Raw genomic sequence first — 26032 nt, forward strand, 5'->3', positions numbered from 1 at the left:
AAATTTCATCAACAATGAAAAGCAACAAATTAAACTATCAATCTCCTGTTCTAGAAGCCACTTTTCTAGAAATGGAGCAAGGCATTGCAGCAGTGTCTACTACCGTGTCCGTAGGAAGCGGTACGGATCCATATACTCCAGAAGTGACCGATTGGACGGTCGGAGGTTTTGACAATCAAAATGGAGATTTGTAAACAGAATTTTTAGAAACAAGAATTATGAAATTGTCATTAAAAAAATATAAAAATAGAGTTGGTATACTTGCTCTATTTTTCGGAACAACGTTACTGTTTTTTAGCTGTGCTAAAGAGTTCGGAAATGGAGAAACTGGAAATGGGAAACTGAAGGTAAAAGTTTTAGGTGTAACTGATATGAACGACATCTCAAAATCTGCCTTTACAGCTAGCGTACAATCGAATGCTAAACCTTCGAAAACCAATAGTACAGAAAATGATCTGATCGCTTTTGATGCTTTTGATGCGTTGGTAACTGTAGAAAAGGATCAAATCAAAAAATCAAGGGTTTCAATCGGTGAAGGTGTTCAAGGGGTTTCTTCTGGCTTAATGGCTGCTGCTGTTGCGCCTGGAGTCAAATATCGCTTGTTGCTTTACAAAGAGGATGGAACATTTGTTAGCTCAACGGCTTTAGTTTCTGGTCAGGAGGGTGAAGTCAGTGTTACAAAAGGATTTAAATATAATTACTATGCCATTTCGTACAATACAGAAGAAGATGTTGTAGGTATCAATACCGGCAATGCGACATTAGCAATTCCTGAGGGTCACGACGTGATTCATGCGAACGGTTCAATTGATATTCCATTAACTGCTTCTGATGCTAATATACCTTTGGGTATTGTATTCAAGCACAAATTTGCAAGAATTGGACTAGAATTAAATACGATGGGTATGTTTGCGGATATTCAGTCTGCAGGAGTAAGTGTTTCAGGATTAGCTTTAAAAACGGGTACAATCGACTTAAAGAATGGTAATTTATCAAACTTGCAGAACTACACGAAGACGCTGAGCTATTCAGATTTCACAAATGTGAATCCAGATTACTCAGACGCTAAAATAGCTTATGCTTATACCGCGGACGCGACGGCTTTGAGCAGCTTTACAGTATCTGTAAATGCATTAAGTTTGACTTTAGACAATGCGTCAACTCGTACTTTCGGAAACTTAGCAACATCACCATCGGTTTTTACATTTAGTAACGTTACACCTGTGTTAGGTGGAAGTTTTACCGCTCGAGTAAATTTAATAGAATCTCCGATAACTGTAGCAGGAGTAAAATGGGCTAGAACAAATGTGTATGAGAATGGTGGACACAACCCTTACCGCTTTAGTCATACCTATGCACATACGAATCAATTGAACAGCTATTTTTCATTTAAAGGAGAAAAAGCAAGAATGTATGGTAACAACGGCGATCCCTGTGCTTTAGTTTACCCAGAAGGGGTATGGAGACAAGCGAGTGAATTGGATTTTAGAAAGTTGGTAGGTGGACGCCCAGGAGGCGGATTGCTTGGAACTAACTATCCAGCCCAGCCTTTCACACGTGGAACTGAAGGCGCTTTAAATTTCATAGAGTACGCTGGGGCGGGATTAGGAACACCGTCATATCCAAGTAATCGACTTCGTTTTAATATGAATGGACTAGGAATTAGTATTGGAGCTGTATTGGCACTAATTACAATTGACTTGGGTTCGACATATGGTAATAGTTTGAATGTTTGGACAAGTACGGATGTATCGCTTTTACCTCCATTAGTAGGTATTGGAGCTTGGTATCACGATGCAACCGCTGCAATTAGCCCTAGAAATGTTACCGATCTTGACGTTAGTCTCTTGAATTTAGGTTTAATCGAAACTAGCTTCAGAAATGTTCGCTGTGTTAGGCGTTAATAAGAAATCAGATCATTGTTCAATCTGGACGTTTTGTATATAATTTTAGTCAATAAAGCGATTTTGATAAACCATCAAAGTCGCTTATTGTTTTTATGCTTAGATTTATGAAAATATCAACTCAAGCTAGTTACGCAGCAATAACTGCAATGATATTTTGTCTTTTTCTTTCATGCAAGAAAAATGAAAGTCCAGCGCCTGATAATTCTATTCGTAATGAAAATCAATTAGTCAAGGATAGCGTATTTTACTATTTTAATCTGTATTCATTGTGGTCTGATGGAATGGTCCCAGATAATGAATCAATGTATGCATTCACAGATCAATTTGATTCTCCCTCCAATACTTTACTCGCCCTAAAAAGCACAACACCCTACAAAGATTCGTATGCTGGATCGATTGATCGCTTTTCCTATATAGAAAACATTACGAATGCAAGCCCTAATCGAAGTTTCGGTATTTATGCTGCAATTGGAGCTGTTTCCGAAAATCTAGCTTATCCAATTGTCTATTTCGTGGATGGCAATTCTCCCGCTAAAATTGCCGGTATTAAACGATCAGATAAGATTTTAACTGTCAATAATCAAGATTTGAAAATATCAATTTCTTGCGACGCAAATGGATGTAGGCCCCTCAATGATACACAGTATGAATCAGTCATAAAAACATTGTTCACAGCCATGCACCAACAGTCCATGCAACTAAAAATTAAGAATGCGGAAAGTGCTGAGACCTCGGTCAAGCTAGATGCAAAGCTCTATACTCCAAATTCCATTATTGAGAATCAAATTTTTGAATACCCAAATAAAAACATTGGATATTTGGCTCTATCATCTTTTCAAGATTTGGACACTAATAATGAGCGGAAAATAGAGCTAAATCAAATTTTTTCTGGTTTTGAAGACGGACAAATTAATGATCTTGTATTTGATCTGCGTTACAATTCAGGAGGTTCGGTCAGCACAGCTGAATACCTAGCAAATAAGCTTATTAATGAAGCCTCTGCTTCTGCCTTAATGTATTCGTATGAATTGAATCCTTATTTGACCAAAAATCCCAATCATGCTAACTATTCATTCGAACCTATTTATTTCAAAAAGAATTCAACCTTAAATTTAAATACTGTCTATTTCTTAGTAACAGATGCCACAGCTTCAGCATCAGAATTATTGATCCACGTTTTGAAACCTTACATGAATGTAGTTGTCGTCGCTGAAAACTCAAGTACTTATGGAAAGCCCGTCGGTTTTTTCAAACAGGAAATCATGAACAAAATAGCGCTTTGGGTCGCTTCGTTTAAATTTATCAATGCGCAAGGTGAAACTGACTATTGGAACGGCTTTGCCGCAACAATAGGTAACGTCCCAGATAATCTGTTTTATGATTTTGGAGATAAAGATGAACCGATGCTAGCAAGAGCGATTAGTCATTCTGTGGGTAATAATAAGATTTCCAAAAATACCAAAGCCATTACAGAAATTAATTCAATTAGAAACACGAAACTTGGTTTCGTCAATTTAATTTCTGACAAATACATGCTAGATCGTAAAGAATTCAGACATTAAATTTTTGCTATACGATGAATGTTAATATTAGTTTACATTTTATTTAAAAAAATGAAAATTTTTAAAACAAAACCGCCAAAGTTTTATTCTAAATTAGTGAGAATAAGTTCTTTTTGAAAGATTTAAATATTTAATATTCTCTTTTGTTTAATATTTTAAAATAAATAAAATGTAAGCCGAGTAGATGTGAGTAGTACTCTTGTCCACTTTATTACATCATTAATGGTAATATTACTATAATTAAGGGCTTCTAGTAAAAGTTTACAAATAAATACTAGTTTTCAAACAAACTAAATCAACCTAAAAAGCCTGCCCGATTTCTAATTAAGATTTATTCAACAGCTAAGCAATATATTACTTAGCTAGAATTGGATTGTTAAACTTGGATGTATATTGATGGTAAAGCTATTAATCAGACATAAACCGTTTATTCAGACCGAAATTTTTGGTCACTTTATTATGCTATTGTATAAAAAATATCTTAAAAAATTACGTTATATAGTTCGAAACCAGCAACCTTTTGGCGATTATTCGGTAGTCATATTTAAGCTGAAAAAGCTAATTTTTGTTCGTTGGTATTTAGTGATTTTATTTTCTAAATTTTCACTCGTGACTAGTGCAAATAGCAATGTTGACGACGCCGTTGTCAAACTCGAATATGCGCGCTTTTGCTTAAATAATCTCAACGATATTGACAAAGCGATTAGCTTATATAACGAGCTCGTTCCCGCGTTAGTCAATTCTGGGAATGATTCTCTTCGTTTGGTCGCCGAAACCGAGCGAATCGAATTATTACAAAGGACAGGACAAAGAATTGAGATGCTTTCGGTAGTGAAGGATGTGGAATCATTAGCGATAAAATTAAATGATTACGAACAATTAAGCCATATACTTACGTTAAAAGGATTAGTCTATAGCGAGCTTGGATTTAAAAATGAAGCGCTTAAAGCTATTAACAAAGCATCAGAAAACATCAATTCCATCCAGGATGAAGATAAAAGGCATTTGAACATAGGATACATTTTTAGTGTTCGGGCGAATATTGCGGATTCTGTCGAAGACAAGATATTTCATTTGCTGAATGGATACAAATCATTTATGAAAGTGAATAGTAATGATCAGGTTTACAGGAACGCTCAGATAACGGGAAATTCCATGTACGCTTCCGCTTTTATCGAACGAAAACAATTGGATTCAGCTAGCTTTTATTTATCGAAATCTATTTCATATATTGATTCGAATCAACGAACACCTGACGATTATTATGCTTTGATTAATTTTGCAAATTTGCATTACCAAAAGCAAGATTATCCAGAAGCTGAGCAATGGTTTCTACGAGCATTAATGCAAGCTGAGAAGGAAAACAATCTACATCGACTAAGTTCTATTTATTATTACTTATTTAAATGTAAATCAATGCAAAATCAGGCAGAATTTGCTAATAATTATCTAATAAAATATGTTAGTTTACAGGATAGTTTCGAAGACTCAAAATTTAAAAATATTAGTTTTGTAGAAAACGAATTAACTGTGGATAAAAGTAACGAATTAATCAAAGCGAATAAACGGCAAAAGTCAATAATTATAGGTTTTAGTGGTGTAACCATTCTTCTATGTTTGACAATTGGTAAAATGCTTTTTAATCGAAAAAAAAGGAATAAACCATTTGCAATTAAGCCCATTGATACCTTGACAAGGCAAGAAGACAGAGACGTTTCCGTCGAAGAAATTAATTTTCTAAACAATCTGGTCAAGCGAAATGACCCTTCATTTATCTTAAAATTTCACGAGGTTTTTCCTGAGTTCTCCAGAAATGTAAATGAAATTTCTCAAGTGCCTTTAACTCATTCAGAAATTGAAATTTGTGCGTATACAAAACTTAATTTTTCTACAAAAGAAATAGCATTGTACCGCAAGGACACAATCAGATCTGTAGAAAATAGAAAATATAGAATTCGCAAGAAGTTGATGCTGACCCCGGAAACTGATTTTGTCGTTTGGGTCGCAAACGTTAATTAATACAATGAATCAAATGTATATTCGTTTTTGATATCCTTTTATTAACCATAAAAAAAACCTGAACATCTCTTTAGATTAGTTGGCCTTACGAACTCGGCCCTTGTCCGTAAGAAAAACTCCGCGATAAGCTGGAAATTTCTTGACTAATTTCAATGCTGCTTTTTTTCCGAGCACCATGCAAGAGGTAGATAATGCATTTGCAAATTCTGTGCTCGGACCAACAATCGTAACACTAGTCAATCCAGTAGATGGATAGCCCGATTTTGGGTTGATGATGTGCGCATATTTCTTGCCATCGATCTCGGCATACTTTTCATAACTTCCAGATGTCGCGACAGCGCTTTCCTTCAATTTCAGAACCTCGATTAGTTTATGTGGCTTGAAGGGATTATTGATTCCTATAGTCCAAGGGTTCTTGTCTGGCTGTAAACCCCAAGTAGCGATATCTCCTGAAGCGTTGACAATGCCACCCTCAACGCCAGTCTGTTTCATTAATTCCCGGCCTTTGTCGGCTGCATATCCTTTGCCAATGGAACCAAATCCGATTTTCATGCCAGGATATCTTAAAAATATAGTTGAGTGGATGCTGTCCAACACAATGTTCTTGTATCCCACCTTTTCTACCGATTTTCGGATGGCAGATTCTGTTGGCATTTCAGTCATGCTGCCATCGAACAGCCAAATTTTATCCATCGCGGCAATGCTAATATCAAACGCACCTTCGGAGATTTCGGAATAATAAATAGCTCGTTTTGTCAAATCAAAAAGTTCGGGGCTAACACGGACAGGTTGTATTCCCGCACTCCGATTTACCTCGGAAACTTCGCTGTCAGATTTCCATTCGGAAATCAGATTTTCTATACGTGTTATTTCTGAAATAACAGCTTGCACATTTTTCCGAGCACTCAGTGTGTCTGAATCAACTACCGTAATTTCAAATAGGGAACCCATTAAAGTTGCCTTTTGCTTAAACAGGATTTGTCCATGTCCAACCGAAACGGAACCTATCAAAAGTATAAATGAAAATAAAAAGTGGAGAGGTTTCATTAATAACAATCACTAAGAATCTGACCTTTTTCTTTATAATAATCCAATGACTTATTATGTTTAGCTAAAGATAGTTCTTCCAAAACTTTTTCTACATCTTTTTGCATATTCAACGAGCCACAGATCATTACGATACCAGCATTTTCCAAAAGATTGAGAAAAAATGCTGCATCCCTTCGAATCAGATCCATCACATATTGGGATTCCTTCTCTCTGGAAAACGCAAGCGAAAGTTCTTTTAAGCGCATATTTTTCACTTCTTCCGAAGCAAAAAGTTGGTATTGCTTAGTCAAGCTGTTGTTATGCCTAAATCCTGCATACAAATGTATAGGTACTTGTTTCTGATTTGCAGCAATCATGCCTAAGAAAGGTGCAATTCCAGTCCCATTCGCAATCATGGCAACTGCTGTCGCATGTTTTGGAAAATAAAAATTCGGATTGTCCATGATGCGCGCATTCAACAGGCTGTTCTCTTCCAAAGCATACAAGTAGGAAGAACCCAAACCATCCGGATACAGCTTGACCATTAGCTGAATCGCATTGTTGCTCACGCCAATCGAATAAAACCGTTCACGGTGATCATCGGCCGGATAAATCGCCAGAAGATCTCCAGATTGAAATTTACTCCCCGATGTGGGTTTTAGAATTAGTTTAAATGTTGCATTATCTTCCGAGATCAGCGTTTTAGAAACCACCTTGAATTTCTTCAACTTCGGAAGCTTCGCTTGATAAACTGCTGGCGCTGTGGCCAAAGCCAGAAGAGATTTCTCACTCCAGCGATGCACCCATTGTACAAATTCATCAACCGAACGGTCATTTACAGTATGCATAGTAAGGTAACGGACAAATCCTTCTTTTTTTGCCAACAATTGATCCACCTGAACCGCATATTCACAAAAATCAGGATAAGCTTTGGATCCAAATCCAAGCACCGAAAACTGCACTTCTTGCTTTAAAGGATAAGCATCGAGAAGCTGTCCAAATTGCAAAGCGTTTGTCGGAGGATTTCCCAAGCCATACGTGGATGTAAATACCAAAATATGTTGTGCGTTCGGAAAATCTCGGAATTTATTCATTTCGGTAAGAAATGATTTTTTGCCATCTGCCAACAGCTGTTTGTGGATTTTATCTGCAAAGAACAAGGTACTGCCATTTTCAGAACCGACAAGGATAACGATTTCGGCTTGATCAGGCTTGATCTTGTTGCGAATTTTAGTTCTCGTGCGTTTGAACGTGATGACAAATCCGCTGTAAATAAAAAATACAATATTCAGCGAAGCCAGCCCCAAAACAATAGCTAAAATAATGCTCGTCCTCCCTGTGTGAAGATCGAGGCTTAATCTTTCTAAGACGACTGAATAAGGATATTTGGTTTCCTCGACAATCTCTCCGGTAATTTGATTGACAGAAAGCACTCTTTTCTTCAGTTTCAAGACGAAAAATTCTTCCGCATCGTCGGGTATAAATGGAAATTCAATCTTTTCAACTTCTGATAGAGAGGTTTCATTAAAGATTGGGAAATCGGATAGATCCAGCTGGTCAAGATTTTCAGCTTGCTGCGGATGTTCAACTTCTGTATTTGTCTTTTTTATCAAATCCATTCGGATCAAAAACAAATATGTTCCTGTCAGCGCAATCAGCACAATCGGAAGAAGAAACAAACGGCCGCTGACCACATGAAAATACTGGGCGAAAAAATCTCGGTTTATCTTGTCAAAAAAATGACGGATTCCTTGCTGCCGCTTAATGATTAAAACAATGCCACTTAGCGTAATCAGCAACAATAGAAAGGAAGTGATGCCTATTAGAACACGCCCTGTTTCATGAATAAACAACGAACGATGTAAGGCTGTGATCCATTGAATAAAATCACTCTTAGGTCTTAATTCTCCCAATACAGCTCCAGTATTCGGATCGATATATCCTTTGACCGTATTTCCCTCTTCATCCATCGCGTCGATACTCACAAAATGATTGTGGTCGACTGCAATTTCAATGATATCTGGATAAACCTTGCGCAACTCAGGAATGACTTCCGCAAGGGTCAAAGAATCAAAATTTTCTGTTCGATAAGCAGGCAGTCGTTCATCTACAGCATCATAGGCTAAGATAACCCCTGTTATCGAGAGGATCAGCAAGAATAAGGATGATACAATGGCTAAAGCTAAATGAGCGTATCTCCAAATGGATAATGTCATTCTTCCTATTGCACTTTATTTAATTTGACAAAGCGAATGTAGCCTTTACCGTCGGCGCGCGCAGTGACACCTTCGGTCGTCAATGGAATATCCACATCGATCGGATGGTATTTCTGCTCTTCCACAGCAGACTCAAAACGTATCTTGTAGCCTTTGTTCAACTTGGAATTGTCAATTTCTATGGTGCGCATCGCACGGTCACCGCCGCCAACAGAAGCTCCAGTGATTGCGCTTAATTTTTCTTTGCTTTTAAGCTGAAATTTATGCCACTCTTTTAACGTGTTGAACCATTGCTTATCTGGTCCCAAAACCGAAAGAGTTTTTTCATAGCCGCCATTGGGATTGATTAACGAAATAATCACATAGGCCGCTTCCCCTTCATAACCGATCATTTGAATCATGCATTTGTATTTGCTCGTTTGAGCGAATGACGATGCTGAAATAAATAAGCTAACAACTAAAAGTAACCCGATTTTTAAAAATGCTTTCATGTTTTTATTTTAGAAAATCAACAGATACCTTGTTGTTGGTTAAAAAATCATTTTCTAATGCTAGATCGTAAGCAGTTTCTTCAAATTCTGTTTTCAAGTCTTTTTTAGCACCTAAATCCAGTAATGATTTTAAGAGCGAATCATCTCTTGCAATCAGTGCCGCTTTATGCAAGGCTGTCGTGCCTTCGCTATCTTGTGCGTTTACTTCAACTCCTAAATCAGCCGCTTTTTTGACAAGCGTTAAGTTTTCTTTAGCAACTGCCAAATGGAATAGCGTACTTCCGTCTTCCTGTGGAGTAGTTACATCGAATCCATTGCTTTTTAATAAGGTTAACTTATCTTCAAAATCATTTCCTTGTGGCGCCACAGATTGGCCTTGAGGTCCGCCCGGTCTATTTTCACGGTATGAATTAAACCAATAATAAGCTAAATTATTTCCGTCTTTGTTGATGATATTCACATCAGCGCCATTTTTCAATAAAACAGACGCAACTTCCGTAGAACCGCTGGCTATCGCTTGTGTCAATGCCGATTCTCCTTTGTCGTTTACAGCATTTACATTTGCCGCTTTTTCCAACAATAAACTCACCAATGCTGCATCTCTTCCAGCTGACGCAACCATCAAAGCGGTATTTCCTTCGTTATCTGCTTTGGATACATCCACGCCTTTTCCTAAGAAATAGGTAATGACTTCCATGTTCGGTCTGCGAACTAAAGCGTTCAGAACCGTTGCCCCGTCTTTGCTGATTGCTTTCGGATCTAGCTTTAAATCGTCCACTAAATATTGGTAAGTATCCAATCCATTCGAAGAATTTCTTGAGCCTTGCGTAGCAAAAAACAAAGCGTTATTTGTAGGCTTCACACCGCGAGCGCTTAGTTTTTCGATCAAATCTTTGTTGCCTAATTTTGCAGCATAATCTGCAACTGTACGCCCGAAATCATCTTTATCTTCAATTTTTAATCCTTTTGAAATAAAATAATCCGTAATCGCCAAATCTTTATCTGACGCAACGGCAAGCATAATTAAGTTAGAACCGTCTTCATATTTTTGAGTAGGGCTCACACCAGCTTTAAATAAGGCATCAAATACAGCTGTGTTTTTATTTCCTGTCGAAGCAGCGTATGCAGTGATTGCATCGCCGTGGCTATCTTGATAATGCACATCAGAACCTTTTTCAATCAGATAATTGACAAGGTCTAAGTTTCCGCTAGATGCAGCCCAGTGTAAGTAAATTCGGCTATGGTGTGTTTTCTTTGCAATCCCGTTTCCTTCTTGCTCAATTAAATAAATAATTACATCGTTGGATGCTTTATTCATAATTGCCGTTGTCACTGGGTCAAAAGATGCAGCATTTGGTTGGGAAGGACTGTTGCCTTTCGCAATTTCCGCTTTGACCAGCGTTAAGTCTGGATTGCTCTTCCAAAAGTCTGCGACCATCAAACTATTTGTTTGTGCTTTAGCAAGAAATACAGCTAAGAATAGGACCGCAAAAAATAATTTTTTCATACCTGAATAAGTAGTTTATTTATATCGAGTCTAAATATAGATATATTCACTTTAATTATAAAGAAACTACGGTTTTTTTGCATAAAAATTATTTAAAATAGGCTAATTTACTTGAAATTGAAAATGATTTTATCCATAGACTTTAACTATAACGATGTAGTAAATAAAGTCTATAGCTTTAACCAAATATAGTATCTTAGTGACTAATTGGATGGCATAACCAGCGAAGCACATCCAAATGATAAACCTTAATTCTAAAAAAATTGAAAAAACTGATTTACTGCTTTCTGCTCAGTAGTGTCCTAAATCCCATTGCAAGTTTTGCACAAAAAAACGATGTTCCTTTATTGGGCGTTTGTGCGACAATGGATAAAATTCCATTGGTGGAGAAGTTTGGGTACGCATTTATACAGCCCACTGTTTCCGAAATCCTGCAGCCCCAAAAACCCGACAGTCTATATGATTTCAAGCTAAAAGATGCTGATTTTCCATTGGATATGTTAGTCTGCAACGTCTTTATTCCTGGTTCCGTTAAGACTACAGGACCCGATGCCGATGAACAGAAAATCCTGGACTACGCCCTTCGGGTTTATGAGCGGGCACAGAAATTAAATATCCGGCTCATTGTTTTTGGAAGCGGCGCTTCGCGAAACATTCCTGAAGGCTTTGATAAAGATGTCGCACGCAAGCAGTTTATAGCGATCTCTAAAAAATTGGCTGCGCTTGCTGCGCAATACAATATTGTGCTCTCGCTGGAAAGCCAGAATAAAGAAGAATGTAATTTCATCAATACGCTGGAAGAATCCATCCTGATTGCGAAAGAAGTCGATCATCCGAATTTCCGTGTCACGGTCGATATCTATCACATGATGCGCGAAAATGAACCTCCATCGAATATTCTTGCCGGAGGCAAATACATTTATCATTGCGACATCGGCGAGAAAGAAACGCGTTCGGCTCCAGGAGTCAAAGGCGATGATTTCGTGCCCTACTTCCGTGCATTTCAGCAAATAGGCTATCAAGGGATGATTGCTTTGGAATGCCGGTTTACGGATTTAGAAACTGAACTTCCCCTAGCGAAGGAAACAATTATCAAGCAATGGGAATTGGCGAAGAATCAGAAGTAGCTGCTTGATTTTTGCTCTTTAGCCAAATAAAAAATACTGTTCCGTATGCATATAAAAAAAGTTCTGGCAGGTATTCGCCAGAACTTTTTGTTAAACTATAGGTATAAAAGATTGTTTACTTTGAGAATCTAAAATTTGAAAAGTAATACACCATATCAGCTGGAGGGCTAAACGTCAATGAGGGTTCCCCGCCAATATTAATGACAAAGACTCTATTATGTCTGCTTTCCATTGAAGATAGATCGACGGTTACATCAGTCCATTTCTCCAAATTCTGATCACTGATTTTGTAATCATTAGCATTCGCGCTCCATACTTCTTGTCCAAATGAACTTTCGTTCGTAAATGCCCAGAGGTAATTCATGAAACGAGGCCATAATCTTTGGTAAGGTGCGTACACTCCACTATATGTAGACAGTGCTGGCATATATACCTTAAATTTCATGTACCTATATTCAGGAATATTAAAACGGTATTCTTTTGGAATAACAAAGACGAAAGAACCATTTTTTCCTTTCATGGTTGCTTTGATTGGGTTAATGATGTTTGTTCCTGCCGGATAAGTAGTCGCAGGATTCACAAGGTCCAATGCCCAACCGGTCGCATCTTGAATTTTTCCGTCTAAGAAGAAATTCATTGGAATAATAGATTCATTCGGAGTCGTGACCCATTCTATAATTCCATCTTTATCAAATGGCTTCAACAAATGATCTATCCCCATGGAATTAGGTGCATATTTAATTTTTTTGATAATGCCCAAATTCAATAGATCGATCATGGTCTGTGCATTGGCATTCGAAATCGGAGAAACCTTCCGGATAAAAGGCAAATAATCGCCACCGCCTATTGTCTTGACAATTCCATTTCTATTATAATTCATTGTCGTTAAATCAAACACATCGCCGCCGGTTAAATCAAGCTCTTCCACATTTGGAAAGTAGAATAAATCTTGAAGCGTGTTGGTGTGGACTGGAAAAACTAATTTCCTGAAAGATGAAACGCCAGCAGCTGTAAATTCCGTAACGCCATTTGCAGCAAGAATATCTCTTTCTACAGGATTAAAAGTAGACGAACTCGTTGGCATATTGATGGTCAAAGGAGTCACCAATTGAACCGAATCCAAAATGGCTTTGCCGTTTATTTTTGGAACGATATTGTATTTTAAATCAATCTTAAAGGATTGTCCAGCATTTAAGTTCGCAGCAAAAATCCTAGGATTAAGGCCTTGATGTCCTTCTATTTTTGTTCCGTTTTTGTCCGTGTATTCATAATCTAAACTTTTATAATCTAAAAGGATAGAAGTCAACGAACTTGTCCAGTCGATAACAGCTGCGTTAGGCGAAGTCAAAATCCGTGGATTTGCCACTACAAGGTTTGCCACATCTCCGGCAGTAAATGGAATAACCGCAATTTGTTGCGGAACAGACTTATTATCATACTCATCGACTGTATAGACTTTGATGCGGTACAATTTGGGCTGATCCAAATCGGTAACATTGATCCAGGATACCAACGAATCAATAACAATCTGTTTGCCATCATATTCTACGACAGTTTTGGACGATTTACCCATCGATATTTGACTGGATGGAATCCGACCAACTTTCATTAAATCGAGCTCGACTCTTTCATAACCGATTTTACTGACGATCGTATCGTATTTAGCTGGATAAATGATTTCTTCTGAATAAGGCTCAATGTTTTCATACATTCCCTTGCAGGAGCCTACTAGGCTTAGGATACCTAAGAAGAATAGGTAGCTTGCAAAGTGTTTAGATCTATTTTTCATACGTGAAAATTAATTTCTTTTTTTACCATAAAGGGTGATTTCCGAAAGGCAATTCCCATCTTCCAATGTGTAATTCCCATTAAAACTTTTGATGGCTTCATACCTGAACCAACGAGTTGGCTTCGTGTAAGCAGGCTCATCGGGATACATGTACGCCATGTCGCCAGCTTCTCCTTTTTTCACAAACTCCAATTCACTTAGTCCTTCAGGAACAAGAATTTTGCTCTGTGACACAAATTCCCAAGAACTTGTCGCATCATCCCAGATGTACATATTATACAGGCCTACATTTTCATTTCGGTAAAACTGACCCCGAGAAATATTTGCCAAACCACCAGAATGCCTTTGGACAGTAATGATCCTGCTTAGCTCATAATAACCGCCTAGATCAATGATAAAATTCCACGGCATATTCCCATCGGCAGTTCTACCGGTCTTTCCTCTACTATTGGTGTGCATAAAATTCAAGTTATCGCCACGGTCAATAATATCATCGATCACATAGCGATTTCGCCCTTCGTATCCATTTCCAAATACCATAGGAACTCCACCTATCGAATCATTCGCATTCGGTAAGACCCATTGAGCCTTTTCAATTTTATTATCCTCAAACAAAGAGATAGAACCTTTATCCAGCGTTTCGGTTATGTTTCCATAAATGTCTTCGACACGGATTTTTACAGCCACCTTTTCTGTCGGCGGCAAGAAAAGATCGTTGATAAAGCGGCGATCTTTTTCCAGATTGGATGAAAAAACAGAAGTTAATGTCCGAGACGCACCATCTTGATTAAAGGTGAAATCAACATACACGTTGATGTTTTGCTTTAATTCATTTTCCCAATCCAAAAAGAACGAACTAAAACCAGGTTTCACTTCCATGGAATTAGCCACTCGGCTGAATGCGGGTTCTAATGGCGTAACTTTGACATCCAGCGCTTCGGACTTATTTCCAGCACGATCGACCGCATATAACTGGATAGTATATTCATCTGTGCTAGGGAAACCATAGACATCCAAAGAATCCACAAAATAGGATGCGGCGAACGTAAAAGATTTTCCATTCTTGCTTGTATAAATAGCTTCAACGCTCATCAAGTCCTCATCGGGAGGAAGGGTGTAATAGAACCTAGCTCCACCAAAAAGAGGCTTGTAATTCTTTAGCGTTACCTTTCCAGGAGCCGAGCCATCGCCGCTATTGGGTTTAAAGCGCTCTCCTTCTTTACAGGAGAAAGCCAGCAGCAAAACGAAGGTGATGTATAAAAGATTAAATTTCTTACTTTTCATAATTTCTAAATTAAATTTTGCTCAGTTTATCGATTACCAACCTGGATTTTGAATGAGCTGACCATTCGTATTCATCTCATTTAAATCTATTGGCCACAAACAATCCGTAATCGTGAATCTTCTTTCTTGTTTAACTTCAAGCACAAAGAATGTCGAAGCAGTCGTCCCTGCATGCGTCCATCCCCAAACTGGTGAAGAGAAAGAAGAAGGAGCTCTTTTATGGCGCCACATGTCCCAGAAATGGATTCCTTCAAAAGCAAACTCAATACCTCTTTCCTGTAGGATAATATCTCTTAAGCCTTCTTTCGTAGTATGTTTTCCAACTGTTCGTGCTAATGAAGGGTCAGCCCAAACTTGTTCTACATTTGGAATTCCCGCTCTCGAACGCACCTTGTTGATTTCAGCATACACCTGTTGCGAAGGTCCCGAATATTCGTTCAACGCTTCGGCTTTCATCAGGTATAGATCAGCCATCCGGATAATTGGATAAGGGAACTTAATTGTCCGTTGCCATGCTCCAGATTGTGATTCAGGATGAACAAATTTTTGTGTGCCTATTCCAGTTGCTAGGAAATCGGTCGTATGTTGCGAAGAATTGTATCCGCCATGTGAATTTCCAAACATCATGGTATTGATCCGCACAGCATGGCCACGCCAATACCCTGCGGTAATTCCTAGGTTAGCATAAAATCTAGGCTCTCGGTTCATGTACAGTTTAATAGTTTCAGCTCCCGGTTGCATATAGCCATTCCAATGTGGATAGTTGGGCTCTAAAACTCCTGGCGTACGAATGATTTCATGTTTGTTGTTGATGTCGTAAGTTTGGTCTTCATCAATCGGCAAACCATTCTCCGTATAATACCGCTCGGCCATTTGATAGGTTGCCGCCATCCATTGCCAAGAAAAAGTAGCTGTATTCACAACACCATCGCCATAACCTTCTGGCAAACGAATATTCGCCGAATGCGCAAACTCGCCTTGTTCATAATAATTTATATTCGAATTTCCCCAAACCAACTCTCTGTTCCAAGGATCTACAATCAGCATTCTTAAATTATAGAGCGTTTTCATGCGCTCCTCATTCGCCGTAAATGCTGGTCTGTCATAGATAAACGGTTCTCTATCGAATTGATATAAACCCAACCCATTAGCTTCACATAGCTGAATGGATTCATTCAAAGCATCGATTGCCGCTTTCCATTTCTCATTATCTGGCGTTAATGAGAAGAACGGCTCTCCATCCTTATCCATGAAATCTCCAAAATATTCTCTGTTTCCATTGAAAAATGGGCTAGCACGGAAAAATAGCACACGGGCTTTGATTGCTTTCGCAGCAACTTGGTCTATCTGCCCTAAATTATTTGACGTTGCTCTTTCCGTCAGGGTAGGAATAGCCTCATTCATTAAGCCCAAAATGTAGTCAAAACATTCTTCGACCTTTGTTCTAGGCAAGAACAATTCATCTTTCGTTGATTCCGGAGATGCCATTGTTTTTGGAATAACAATTGGGCCATAACGCTGCACCAGCAAGAAGGCATAATAGCCTTTCAAGAATTTTACTTGCGATCGCCAATCTGCCTTTTCTACATCCGACATGTCTTTCACATTATCAATATTTGCTAGGAACACATCGGCTTGGCGCATGGCTTCGTAAAGAGGTTTTCCCCCTTCAGACCCCGTCCAATAACCGATTTGCGGACTTGTCTGCGACTGCAATCCACGCATAATACGGATTGCGCGCAAGTTAGAAACCGTTGTGTTTAAATCTAAACGACCAATCCACTCATCCCCTAAAGTCCACGAGGATACGTGCGTGCGTTCATCATTCGGCAGGTAACTATATACTTTTGCCAATGCATTAAATGCGTCGATCTTCAGGTTGAAAATGTCTTCTAATTTTAAGGTGTTATCTGGAACAACATCTAGATACTTGGTACAAGAACCTAGGGTTAACATTGTTGCCAGAAGGACATATTTTATAGCTTTCATATTTTTGGTTCTTTTGTATTAATAAACTAATTGAATACCTACGTTAAATCTTTTGTTCGGAGGGTAGCCTAACCCATTTCTTCCGACTTCAGGATCCCAAAGCTTAAATGGACTGAAGACGTGCAGATTTTCTGAACTGAAGTAGATGCGGCTTCCCGGATTTAAACCTATTCGTTTAAGCGTTTTTGGGCTGAATCCTAATTCCAAAGATTTTAAGCGCAAGAAGGAAGCATCTCTTAACCACCAAGAAGATTGTTGAGTATTGTTGTTGACTGGCTCTGTAGATAGCCTTGGCCAGAATGCATGGATGTTTGGATTTGTCTCGCTCCAGTAATCTTCAGCAATAATGGATAGTGCGTTTCTTCTTCCTGCGAAAGGTGCGATACCGTAGGATCCTGTTGACTGATTTGATTCGTTAGTGGCATTGATGAAGAAAGAGACATTCTTGTTTCCTTGAAAGAAAAAGGATAAGTCAAAGCTTTTGTAACCAACAGACATCCCAAATCCATATTGGATCTCAGGTACGGTAGGATAACCCATTGGGATGCGGTCATTGTTATTGATCACGCCATCTCCATTGATGTCTTTGTATTTTATATCACCTGCCATGTACTCGCCGAAATCCTGAACTGGAGAATTCTTGATTTCATGCTCATCCACAAAAAGACGCTCGGCAACCAATCCCCATTGCTGATTGATGTTCTGGCCTTGTCTTTTTAGGTAAGCATCTGGATAATCGCGCTCATCCAATTCTAACAATTTATTAACTGCATAGGTAAAGTTTGCACGGCCTGAAATCCAAAGGTTATCGCCAAAAGAGCGCTGATAATCAAGAGATCCATCAAAGCCCTGAGAGCTTACTTTACCTACGTTGCCGCTTACGCTTGCTTCCAGACCAGCTGATGCTGGAAAGTTTTCGCGGTTCATGTAGATTTTGCTACGAATATCTTTAAAGAAATCTCCGGTGAATTTTAAGGATTCGTTCATGAAATTCATTTCCAATCCTAAATTCCATTTTTCTGATTGTTCCCAAGTAATATCTGGGTTCGCATAACGGTTTACAGTATATCCGTTATAGGAATTCATGAAACTTGTTCCCCAACGGTAAGCACCGCCACCCATGGCGATGTCAGAAAGATAAAAGAACCTTCCTCCACGATTAGATATCGCATCATTACCAACTAATCCCCATGTTCCTCTTACTTTAAAGGTGCTGATGGCAGATTCGAAAGGTTCCCAGAACTTCTCATTCGAGATCATCCAGCTCGCACCGAATGATGGGAAGAAACCATACCTTCTTTCTCCGGTAAATTTTTCCGAACCATTAAATCCGTAAGCGGTCTCGAAGAAATACCGGTTATCGTAATCATAAGTCAAACGACCTGAATTACCCATATTCCGCTCAGGCAAGGTTTCGTAAATCGAGGAGCTATTTCCAGAGGTCAGCAATTTTTCTTCCATCATCCCTACAGTCATTGCACCGATGGTATGCGAACCGAAGGTTCTGCTCCAGTTTAACCGTGCTTCGAAATAATAATGTCCATCCGCATCTCTTCCAGGATCGACATCACCCAAATAGGCTTGCCCAGTCGTTGGATTTAATGGATAAAGCGTGTATGCACCTGTAATCTGGTTGTATGATTCTAAATCATAGAAAAATGGATTGTAGCTACGTGTGCTCGAATATCTGCTCCAAGTACTTACCGAAGCTTTACCCTGAATTTTTAATCCTTCGGTGATAAATGCTAAATCTTGCGATAAGGTTGCTTGAGCGACGATGCTGCTTTCATTACGATCCTCGTAGCCGCGCACCATTTCTGCATACGGATTTGCTTTTAGCGAGCCAGCAACATAGCTATTTCCGAAAAGGATATGATCTGTAAACTCGTTGGCAGGATCAGGACGGTATACGGCAGGAAAATCTACCGGATTGCTGTTCATGATCATGCGGAAAATATTGCTTGCCGATTGGTATGGGCCTGTATAGCGGTCGAACCTTCCTTGGATCCGCGTATCTAATGTAGTCGTCTTGGTTAATTTTAAGATCACATTTGAGCGGATAAACAAGCGATTGATATCGATGTTATTGTTGAAATTATTTTTATTATCTACTTTCAGCAATCCAGTTTCTTTGTCAAAGCCTGTAGACACATAATAGGTCGCCACTTGGCCACCGCCTGATAAATTCACATTGGCTTTGGTATTTGTTGTTGAGGTTTTGAATAGAGTATTGAACCAATCCACATTTGGAAAAATCATTGGGTCTTCCCCGTTAATTGTTGACTGGATTTTTTGTTCTGAATAGTATGAGCCCAATACCGGGTCGCGGGTAATGCGTGCTTGGTTATACAAGCGCATGTAATCGATTCCGTTGACCATGTCAATGCGCTTTGTTGGTGTTGCGGTATTCACATCCACACGTGCATTCATGCGTACAGGGCCTTCTTTACCGGCCTTGGTCGTAATCATAATGATCCCATTCGCTCCGCGCGCACCATACAAAACCGTCGCCGATGCATCTTTCAGGATGGAAAAGCTTTCGATATCATCTGGTTGCAATCTGGATAGATTTTCTGTCGTGGATTCAAACCCGTCGATCAATATCAAAGGAGAGGTCTGGTAACCGAAAGTCGTTACTCCACGGATAAAGAACTGCGCATTGTCTGCTCCGGGTTCTCCAGAGGTCTGGTAAGAAATTACGCCTGGAATCCGCCCTGCGAATGATCCTGTCAGGTTGGACGAAGGGATCCGCAAATCTGAAGCTTTCACTGTTGTAATTGCCCCGACAACAGATGCTTTCTTTTGCGTTCCGAACGCGACTACCGTAACTTCATCGATATCGCTGCCATCTTCATACATCGTTATTTCTAAGATGTTGCGCGCATCGACAACCTGCGTAATGGGTTTCATTCCAACAGAAGTAAAGGTCAGGCTATCGCCAACATTGGCCATAATGCCAAACTCACCATTTGCATTGGTCGAAGTGGCGGGAACTTTGTTCTTTAAAATACTTGCTCCTTGAATAAATTCGCCATTGGCGGCGTTCTTAACTACCCCAGTGATCTGTCGCTGAGAAAAGGCGAGCATCGGGACGAACAGACAAAGCATAATAAACAACAACTTTTCTTTAGGTCTTTCCATAAGAATTGGATTTGGTTTAAGGTTATACTGAAAATTGGTTACTTCGGTTATTGCGATAAAGATATATATTCACTATTTATTTTCAAAATTTATTAGTGGAAAGTAAAAAACGTTATAACATTTGTATCAAAAGGCTTAATCCATTGATTGCCAATTTAATTTTGCTTAATCGGATGATGGAAAATGCATGCTTAACACGAAGACATTTATGCCTATTGGGGTATTGCTATATGGTTTTAGTAAATGAATGTTGAGGCTGTATTTTAAGCCTTAAAACAGGACGAAAATCTCAGAAAAAAGAAGTGCATAATTTTGGTTTTTCGCCTGAAAAATAAGAGGAATTATTTTTCTTTCTGCGAAGCTAAACCATTCCCTTTCCTATTTCTTAAAAAATTTTGTATATTTTAGCTACTCTTAATTGAATCAATGTAATTCTGATTATATGATGGTGCAAAAAATTTTATTGGTAGAAGATGAACGCAATGTGGCTGAGTTTATAGTCCAAGGTCTCGTAGAAGACGGCTATAAGGTGACGCATGTTACTAATTATACTGATGCACTTGCCGTAATCAATAGCGATCGTATCGATTTGGTGATTTTAGATGTGCTTCTCCCAGAGGTAAATGGCTTGGAGATTTGCAAGAATTTGAGACAGCTTGGCCACAAAGATTTACCTATCCTGATGGTTACCGCGTTGGGAAGTCCAGAGAATGTGGTGCTGGGCTTGGATAGCGGGGCAGATGATTATTTATCGAAACCGTTTAAACTGATCGAGCTAAAAGCCCGCGTACGTTCATTGATCCGGCGGAAAAGTGAAATTGCGAAGCACCTACAAAATCACGAAGAGAAAAAATACCAATACGGTTTTCTGGAATTAAATGATTTTAAGAAAATAGCCTATTGCGATGGGCAAGAAATGAACCTCACATCGACCGAATACCGCTTGTTGCTGCTCTTTATCCAGACCCCCAATAAAGTATTTCAGCGCAATGAGCTTTTGGACAAAGTCTGGGGAATCAACTTTGACATTGGCTCTAATGTAGTCGACGTGTACGTCAATTATTTGAGAAAGAAGATTGAGAAAATCACCAACAAGAAAGCTATCCATACCGTAATCGGAATGGGCTATGTTTTAAAAATCGACGACAACTAATATGCACAAATACAACCGAACCCTCTATTCACTGATTGCTATTCTCGTTGTCTACACTGTTTCTTTCGTCATCTTTATTTTTTATTCGATCTCGAATTTTGCTTTTGCTGATTTCTATAAAAGGCTCGACCTTAGGCGCAAGTTGGTTGCTGAAGAGATGCTCAATGAAGGTCCATTGGACAAGAATTTTGAATGGACTTACGAATATGTCGAGAACCTGGATAAGCAACAGAACTTTATTGTCGAATTTGACAAGAACGACCGCATTATTTATAACAAAGGCCTAGCACCTGAACTTTGGAAAGACATCGACAAAACAGGCGCTTACAATTTTAAGATTGCCAATAAATTCTACTCGACGAATGTCTATATTAAAGACAGCAAGACCTATCTAGTAGGGGTGTCAGCCGAAAATTATTTCTATGAGCATCATTTGGCTTACCTGCGCAACCTGCTGTTTATCAGTGTGGTGCTAGGGGTTCTTTTTGTGGTCGTTGTTTCTCTGCTGGTCAAGCGTTCCTTTTTGAAGCCGATCAACGGAATTATCAATGATGTAGAAAAGATAGGTTCTGAAAACCTATTCCTTCGCCTCAGCGAAACAGAAGATAAAAACGTGCTCAACCAGCTTTCGCGTACCTTCAACAGGATGTTGGCAAGGATCGAAACTTCTTTTGAGACGCAGAAAAATTTTATCAGCAATGCTTCGCATGAGCTGAATACACCGCTGACCTCGATCATCGGGACCGCCGATCTTGCGCTCTCCAAAGAGCGAAGCGTCGAAGAGTACCAACAATCGCTGACCAAGATTATTTCGGCAGCGGACAACTTGGAGAAAAAAACAAATGCCCTGCTGCTGCTTGCGCGTACCGGATATGAAAATAACGGGACTAATTTCAAGCCTGTGCGCATTGACCAGATCATTATGGATGCCGACCTGACGGTCAAGGCCATCAATGAGCGGTTCCATATCAAGACCGATTTTACCCTGCTTCCCGAAGATAGCATGAAACTCAAGGTCAAAGGTTCGCAGGCACTCCTGCAACTTGCATTTTCTAACTTGATTTCCAATGCCTGCAAGTATTCGACGAACCATACAGCCTATGTGGCACTTGGCGCGCTCGACAATAGTGTGATCGTGCTGATCAAAGATGAAGGGATCGGCATTCCGGCTCAGGATATTCCCTATATTTTTGATCCGTATTTCCGAGCTTCTAATACTGGCAACTTTTCGGGATATGGCATCGGCTTGCCTTTGGCGCGCAACATTATCCAGATGCATAATGGCAAAATAAAAGTGACTTCGGAAGTCGGCCAGGGCACGACCGTGCGCATCGAATTGCCTACAGTTAACGTTCTCTAATCTCATTCTAATGCCCGCGCGATCTTTCTAATCGCATTCTAATACCAGTCGAAAAGTCTCACAGAAAACTAATGTGAGGCTAATCTCGTTGCCATGCGGCTGCCCTAACTTTGTAAAAAAACAAATATGGTTAGAGCGAAACGTGTACTTATTCAGACAGACTTTACAGTCAACTCCCTTCATGTTGTTATGGATTTATTGGACAATCACATTGATGATTCCTTTGTCATTATTTTGGCGCATGGAATGGCATCTGACAATTCGATCACCGAACTGTTGGGCATACATGCCGAAGATCACTTGGATAGCCTACAGTCCGAAGATTTTATCAAAGCTTGTCAGCTGATGTGTTCCAAATATGGCGAACGCATCCAAGACTTGTATTCAGATATCATTACTTCTGAAAATGGCAATTATTTTAGGAATTACTGCAAAGGAAATCGGATAGACCACGTCGTGGTAGCGGAGAATGTAGAGTTTGCAAAGCTCACTGCCAGAAGTTTTGATCTGCTACATGTATTTAAGAAAAATAAAAGCAAGGAACCATCTGCGGTCTACTTAGATACTGATGTAGAAATCAAACAGAGTGAGGATAAGATAGATAGTTTGTTCTTTAGAAAGAAATGGAATGTTACGTTTTAATAGAAAAAATTTATTAGCAGGAACCTACCTTCTGTTGGTATCATTGTTGCTGTTAGCCGCATTCATGGTGATGCATTTTGAGAGCCCCGAGCGCCTGATCGAAGGCCAGTGGGTCGAAACGGGATGGTACATGGAAAAAAGCGAAGCCGTCCAAGATCAATCGAGCTGGGAACTGCAAGCCAGCCTGCGCGAAGAGATCATGAATGAATTGGAACTTTTTAATGTGCAGGTCTGGGAATTTGACAGCAACGGAACCATTCGGGATGCGGAGCATGCATCGGATGACAACATGCAATGGTTTATCCGCGGCAGGGGGCATATCCTTCAATTGGTGAAGGACGGCAAACAAGTCGAAAGTTTTCAGATTGCCAAAATCAATAAAGATACCTTGGAGCTCCATTTAAACCTGGATCTTCAAATCAAAGGAGTGCTTAAAATAATATTAGAAAGAAAGGGATTACAAGAAGATTATGCTAAGAAAATATAGTAACCATAGAACGGTAAGTGATAATATAAAATTGGGCGGTTTGACCGCTTTTTCTGCTGGAATGGTCAATGTGATCTCGGTGATCGTGTTTTTCTCCTTCACTTCCAACATCACCGGTTACTATGCTGTTTTTGCACAGGAGCTCTCTAAGGGAAATTGGTATCAGGGAGCTGTTGTGCTATTCTGGATCCTGCTTTTCTTTTTCGGAAGTTTGATCTCCAACCTGGTGATCATCCACGGTAAAAAACTATGGGGACAATATATCTCCCATGCGGTGCCTGTGATCCTGGAACTATTGAGTATCCTGTTTGTGGGAGTTTATCTCGATTTCTTCTACAAAGATACGTTGCAGGAAACTGAATTGCTTGTCGGCGCATTATTGTTTGCCATGGGCCTTCAAAATGGTTTGACCGCGAGTATTTCCAATTCCGTGATCAAAACAACCCACTTAACGGGGTTGACGACCGATCTGGCAATCTTAGTTTCTATGTTTACCAAATCAAAGAATAGGCAAAACAAGCAGCTGGTCGATAAATTTCACCTGTTGCTAACGATTTTGTTCTCCTATTTCTTAGGTGGATTGGTCAGCGGCTTGTATTATGTCAAGTTTGGCAACCAGACTTTTTACCTAGTCTGTTTTGTGCTGGTCATTATCGCATTCTTTGACTTCTATAAATTAAAACGCGTTAAATACCTCTATGAAAGACGTGCCCGAATAAAAAAAGCAAGCTGTAAGGAATATGGGATGAGCTAATCCTAGAATTCCTTTCAATTATCGTATTCGCTGACGAAATTAATTATTGCGTGAATTTTTCAAAGAGGTAATTATTAAAAGCGGGGATAGTCGCATTAAAGATGTGACATCAATTCTTTGAATTTTTCTGAGTTTAAATTTCCTTGAAAAAGCAGTTGACCCTGCTTATCTAAAAGAAAAATATATGGAAAACCAGTGACTCCGAAAGATTTAGTTACCTTTTTATCTTTGTCCCAAACATTAAGGAATTTAGGATTGTTTGCGTTAATGAAGTAATTAACATCTGATTCTTTATCTCCTGCATTAATTCCTATTACCTTAATATTTTTTTTCATGTATTTGTTCTGCAACTCGTTTAATTCTGAGACTGCAGAAATGCAGTATCCACAGTTTTTTATCCAAAATTCCAATAAAACATAATTTCCATTTAAAGATGAAGAATTGATTATCTCTTTATTATCAAAAATTGGTAATTCCCAAAATGGTGTAGGTTCTTTTTCTAATAACTTAATAGCTACTTCCTCTTCTTTTTGTTTAAAATTAAAATAGTTTGAGTAATACCACGAATTTTCATCCAACAAATCTTTATCATTCAAATTATAGTCAAATTTAGTTTTCACATAATCATCTTTATAAACATCATTTTGTTCAATGACTTCAATAGGAAGATAACTTTCCTTATCGATCAAAACTGTGTAACTAATATTTCTATTACCAGAGATATAAATGAAATTGCCTAATTTATCAATAGATCTTTTACCAGTTTTAAAATAAATTTTATAGAAACTAACTGAATCACTTGTATGGACAAGTGTCTTTTCTATACTGTCATTTGCAAGTATCATTGGAATATTATATTTCAATGATACTGGAGATTTGTTCAAAAAAGTAAATCTTGACAATTGGCTTTTGTTAGGATTCCTATTGATGTCAATTATTTTTTCTGTAAGATCTAATTCAAAGCACTCAGCTCCATTATAAACAATCTTTGTGAAATCGTTATAGAATTGAAAAGTAAAACCTATTAAATTCTCTTTATCGTCGAAGCTAATAAATGTTTGACCTTCTAATGTAAACTTATAATTTTCTGATAAATAGTTAATGTCTAAATTGTAGGTATAACTCAATTGTTCTTGCTTACTTAAGGCTTCATAAGATTTTAACAGTATTGTATTAGCATCTTGGCATTTAAGTGAAGTTGAAAAGAATAGGAAAAAAAGAAAATATATAAATGACAAAAATCTATACCACATATTATAATGTTTAAAACAAAACTACGAAAAAATCATAGTTTTTTATCTTGAATACAAAAATTAATAAGATTTAATTAATTCCTATATAACTAATTATAAATCAATTAATAGTATAAATCATTTTGTCGATTTTAATACTTAAATAAGTACATTACTCAGCTTGCTTTTTTAATATTAATTTATTCAAACGATTTTTTTATGAAACAATTTCACTCAATTAAATAATCAGATATTAGTTTGAATAGCTAAGATTACATTTATGTGAGTAAATTGACACAGTCAGTATTTTTTTGACTTTGAAAGTCTTTCCACATTTTTGAAT

Annotated in this window: 19 protein-coding genes; 10 read left to right on the forward strand and 9 right to left on the reverse strand. The window is 38.6% G+C overall.

Features of this window, described 5'->3' with window-relative positions:
• Positions 1-14: 14 nt before the first annotated feature.
• From C4F49_RS01150 to C4F49_RS01165, 4 genes are all read left to right on the forward strand, one after another.
• A complete protein-coding gene (locus C4F49_RS01150; protein WP_196933991.1) occupies positions 15-194 on the forward strand; it encodes a hypothetical protein in 180 nt (59 codons plus the stop codon).
• 24 nt (positions 195-218) lie between these two features.
• Entirely contained in the window at positions 219-1904 is a 1686-nt protein-coding gene (locus C4F49_RS01155) for a hypothetical protein (RefSeq protein ID WP_196933992.1), read from the forward strand.
• Positions 1905-2011: 107 nt separating this feature from the next.
• Positions 2012-3469 (forward strand): S41 family peptidase, encoded by a 1458-nt coding sequence (locus tag C4F49_RS01160; protein ID WP_196933993.1) that lies wholly within the window; start codon positions 2012-2014, stop codon positions 3467-3469.
• 609 nt (positions 3470-4078) lie between these two features.
• Positions 4079-5488: a tetratricopeptide repeat protein gene (locus C4F49_RS01165; protein ID WP_196933994.1), complete on the forward strand. Its 1410-nt coding sequence runs from the start codon at positions 4079-4081 to the stop codon at positions 5486-5488.
• 75 nt (positions 5489-5563) lie between these two features.
• Here the strand turns inward: C4F49_RS01165 and C4F49_RS01170 are convergent, their stop codons facing one another.
• The 4 genes from C4F49_RS01170 to C4F49_RS01185 are packed head-to-tail and all read right to left on the reverse strand — an operon-like array spanning position 5564 to position 10731.
• Positions 5564-6535: an FAD:protein FMN transferase gene (locus tag C4F49_RS01170; RefSeq protein ID WP_196933995.1), complete on the reverse strand. Its 972-nt coding sequence runs from the start codon at positions 6533-6535 to the stop codon at positions 5564-5566.
• The gene (locus C4F49_RS01175) at positions 6535-8733 is read right to left on the reverse strand and encodes a PepSY domain-containing protein (RefSeq protein ID WP_196933996.1); all 2199 of its coding nucleotides are present in this window, start codon (positions 8731-8733) and stop codon (positions 6535-6537) included. The genes C4F49_RS01170 and C4F49_RS01175 overlap by 1 nt, the downstream gene beginning before the upstream one ends.
• A gap of 5 nt (positions 8734-8738) precedes the next feature.
• Positions 8739-9224 (reverse strand): DUF2271 domain-containing protein, encoded by a 486-nt coding sequence (locus C4F49_RS01180; protein ID WP_196933997.1) that lies wholly within the window; start codon positions 9222-9224, stop codon positions 8739-8741.
• A gap of 4 nt (positions 9225-9228) precedes the next feature.
• Entirely contained in the window at positions 9229-10731 is a 1503-nt protein-coding gene (locus tag C4F49_RS01185) for an ankyrin repeat domain-containing protein (protein WP_196933998.1), read from the reverse strand.
• A gap of 263 nt (positions 10732-10994) precedes the next feature.
• Between C4F49_RS01185 and C4F49_RS01190 the strand changes: the two genes are divergently transcribed.
• Positions 10995-11858 carry a sugar phosphate isomerase/epimerase family protein gene (locus C4F49_RS01190; protein WP_196933999.1) on the forward strand — a complete coding sequence of 288 codons (864 nt, stop codon included), beginning with the start codon at positions 10995-10997 and terminating at the stop codon, positions 11856-11858.
• Positions 11859-11973: 115 nt separating this feature from the next.
• Here the strand turns inward: C4F49_RS01190 and C4F49_RS01195 are convergent, their stop codons facing one another.
• The 4 genes from C4F49_RS01195 to C4F49_RS01210 are packed head-to-tail and all read right to left on the reverse strand — an operon-like array spanning position 11974 to position 20061.
• A complete protein-coding gene (locus tag C4F49_RS01195) occupies positions 11974-13647 on the reverse strand; it encodes a DUF4998 domain-containing protein (protein WP_196934000.1) in 1674 nt (557 codons plus the stop codon).
• A gap of 9 nt (positions 13648-13656) precedes the next feature.
• Positions 13657-14931 carry a DUF4959 domain-containing protein gene (locus C4F49_RS01200; protein WP_196934001.1) on the reverse strand — a complete coding sequence of 425 codons (1275 nt, stop codon included), beginning with the start codon at positions 14929-14931 and terminating at the stop codon, positions 13657-13659.
• Positions 14932-14964: 33 nt separating this feature from the next.
• A complete protein-coding gene (locus C4F49_RS01205; protein ID WP_196934002.1) occupies positions 14965-16920 on the reverse strand; it encodes a RagB/SusD family nutrient uptake outer membrane protein in 1956 nt (651 codons plus the stop codon).
• Positions 16921-16938: 18 nt separating this feature from the next.
• The gene (locus C4F49_RS01210) at positions 16939-20061 is read right to left on the reverse strand and encodes a SusC/RagA family TonB-linked outer membrane protein (protein WP_196934003.1); all 3123 of its coding nucleotides are present in this window, start codon (positions 20059-20061) and stop codon (positions 16939-16941) included.
• Positions 20062-20503: 442 nt separating this feature from the next.
• Here C4F49_RS01210 and C4F49_RS01215 point away from each other — a divergent pair, with 442 nt between their 5' ends.
• The 5 genes from C4F49_RS01215 (at position 20504) to C4F49_RS01235 (ending at position 24457) form a co-directional block, all read left to right on the forward strand.
• On the forward strand, positions 20504-21214 hold the full coding sequence (locus C4F49_RS01215) for a response regulator transcription factor (RefSeq protein WP_231388170.1): 711 nt from the start codon (positions 20504-20506) through the stop codon (positions 21212-21214).
• A 1-nt stretch (position 21215) separates the two neighbouring features.
• Positions 21216-22574: a HAMP domain-containing sensor histidine kinase gene (locus C4F49_RS01220; RefSeq protein WP_196934004.1), complete on the forward strand. Its 1359-nt coding sequence runs from the start codon at positions 21216-21218 to the stop codon at positions 22572-22574.
• A gap of 126 nt (positions 22575-22700) precedes the next feature.
• Positions 22701-23216 carry a hypothetical protein gene (locus C4F49_RS01225; protein WP_196934005.1) on the forward strand — a complete coding sequence of 172 codons (516 nt, stop codon included), beginning with the start codon at positions 22701-22703 and terminating at the stop codon, positions 23214-23216.
• Positions 23203-23703 (forward strand): hypothetical protein, encoded by a 501-nt coding sequence (locus C4F49_RS01230; protein WP_196934006.1) that lies wholly within the window; start codon positions 23203-23205, stop codon positions 23701-23703. Before C4F49_RS01225 ends, C4F49_RS01230 begins: the two co-directional genes overlap by 14 nt.
• On the forward strand, positions 23687-24457 hold the full coding sequence (locus C4F49_RS01235) for a YoaK family protein (RefSeq protein WP_196934007.1): 771 nt from the start codon (positions 23687-23689) through the stop codon (positions 24455-24457). Before C4F49_RS01230 ends, C4F49_RS01235 begins: the two co-directional genes overlap by 17 nt.
• 95 nt (positions 24458-24552) lie before the next feature.
• Here the strand turns inward: C4F49_RS01235 and C4F49_RS01240 are convergent, their stop codons facing one another.
• A complete protein-coding gene (locus C4F49_RS01240; RefSeq protein ID WP_196934008.1) occupies positions 24553-25710 on the reverse strand; it encodes a TlpA family protein disulfide reductase in 1158 nt (385 codons plus the stop codon).
• Between the last annotated feature and the right edge of the window lie 322 nt (positions 25711-26032).

This window comes from Sphingobacterium hungaricum, from assembly GCF_015210005.1.
Lineage (GTDB): Bacteria > Bacteroidota > Bacteroidia > Sphingobacteriales > Sphingobacteriaceae > Sphingobacterium > Sphingobacterium hungaricum.

Coding starts and splice junctions, on each gene's coding strand:
- C4F49_RS01180 (WP_196933997.1), bottom strand. CDS start 9,224: ATGAAAGCATTTTTAAAAATCGGGTTACTTTTAGTTGTTAGCTTATTT.
- C4F49_RS01195 (WP_196934000.1), bottom strand. CDS start 13,647: ATGAAAAATAGATCTAAACACTTTGCAAGCTACCTATTCTTCTTAGGT.
- C4F49_RS01155 (WP_196933992.1), top strand. CDS start 219: ATGAAATTGTCATTAAAAAAATATAAAAATAGAGTTGGTATACTTGCT.
- C4F49_RS01185 (WP_196933998.1), bottom strand. CDS start 10,731: ATGAAAAAATTATTTTTTGCGGTCCTATTCTTAGCTGTATTTCTTGCT.
- C4F49_RS01150 (WP_196933991.1), top strand. CDS start 15: ATGAAAAGCAACAAATTAAACTATCAATCTCCTGTTCTAGAAGCCACT.
- C4F49_RS01225 (WP_196934005.1), top strand. CDS start 22,701: ATGGTTAGAGCGAAACGTGTACTTATTCAGACAGACTTTACAGTCAAC.
- C4F49_RS01210 (WP_196934003.1), bottom strand. CDS start 20,061: ATGGAAAGACCTAAAGAAAAGTTGTTGTTTATTATGCTTTGTCTGTTC.
- C4F49_RS01230 (WP_196934006.1), top strand. CDS start 23,203: ATGTTACGTTTTAATAGAAAAAATTTATTAGCAGGAACCTACCTTCTG.
- C4F49_RS01175 (WP_196933996.1), bottom strand. CDS start 8,733: ATGACATTATCCATTTGGAGATACGCTCATTTAGCTTTAGCCATTGTA.
- C4F49_RS01235 (WP_196934007.1), top strand. CDS start 23,687: ATGCTAAGAAAATATAGTAACCATAGAACGGTAAGTGATAATATAAAA.
- C4F49_RS01200 (WP_196934001.1), bottom strand. CDS start 14,931: ATGAAAAGTAAGAAATTTAATCTTTTATACATCACCTTCGTTTTGCTG.
- C4F49_RS01220 (WP_196934004.1), top strand. CDS start 21,216: ATGCACAAATACAACCGAACCCTCTATTCACTGATTGCTATTCTCGTT.
- C4F49_RS01205 (WP_196934002.1), bottom strand. CDS start 16,920: ATGAAAGCTATAAAATATGTCCTTCTGGCAACAATGTTAACCCTAGGT.
- C4F49_RS01160 (WP_196933993.1), top strand. CDS start 2,012: ATGAAAATATCAACTCAAGCTAGTTACGCAGCAATAACTGCAATGATA.
- C4F49_RS01240 (WP_196934008.1), bottom strand. CDS start 25,710: ATGTGGTATAGATTTTTGTCATTTATATATTTTCTTTTTTTCCTATTC.
- C4F49_RS01170 (WP_196933995.1), bottom strand. CDS start 6,535: ATGAAACCTCTCCACTTTTTATTTTCATTTATACTTTTGATAGGTTCC.
- C4F49_RS01215 (WP_231388170.1), top strand. CDS start 20,504: ATGATGGTGCAAAAAATTTTATTGGTAGAAGATGAACGCAATGTGGCT.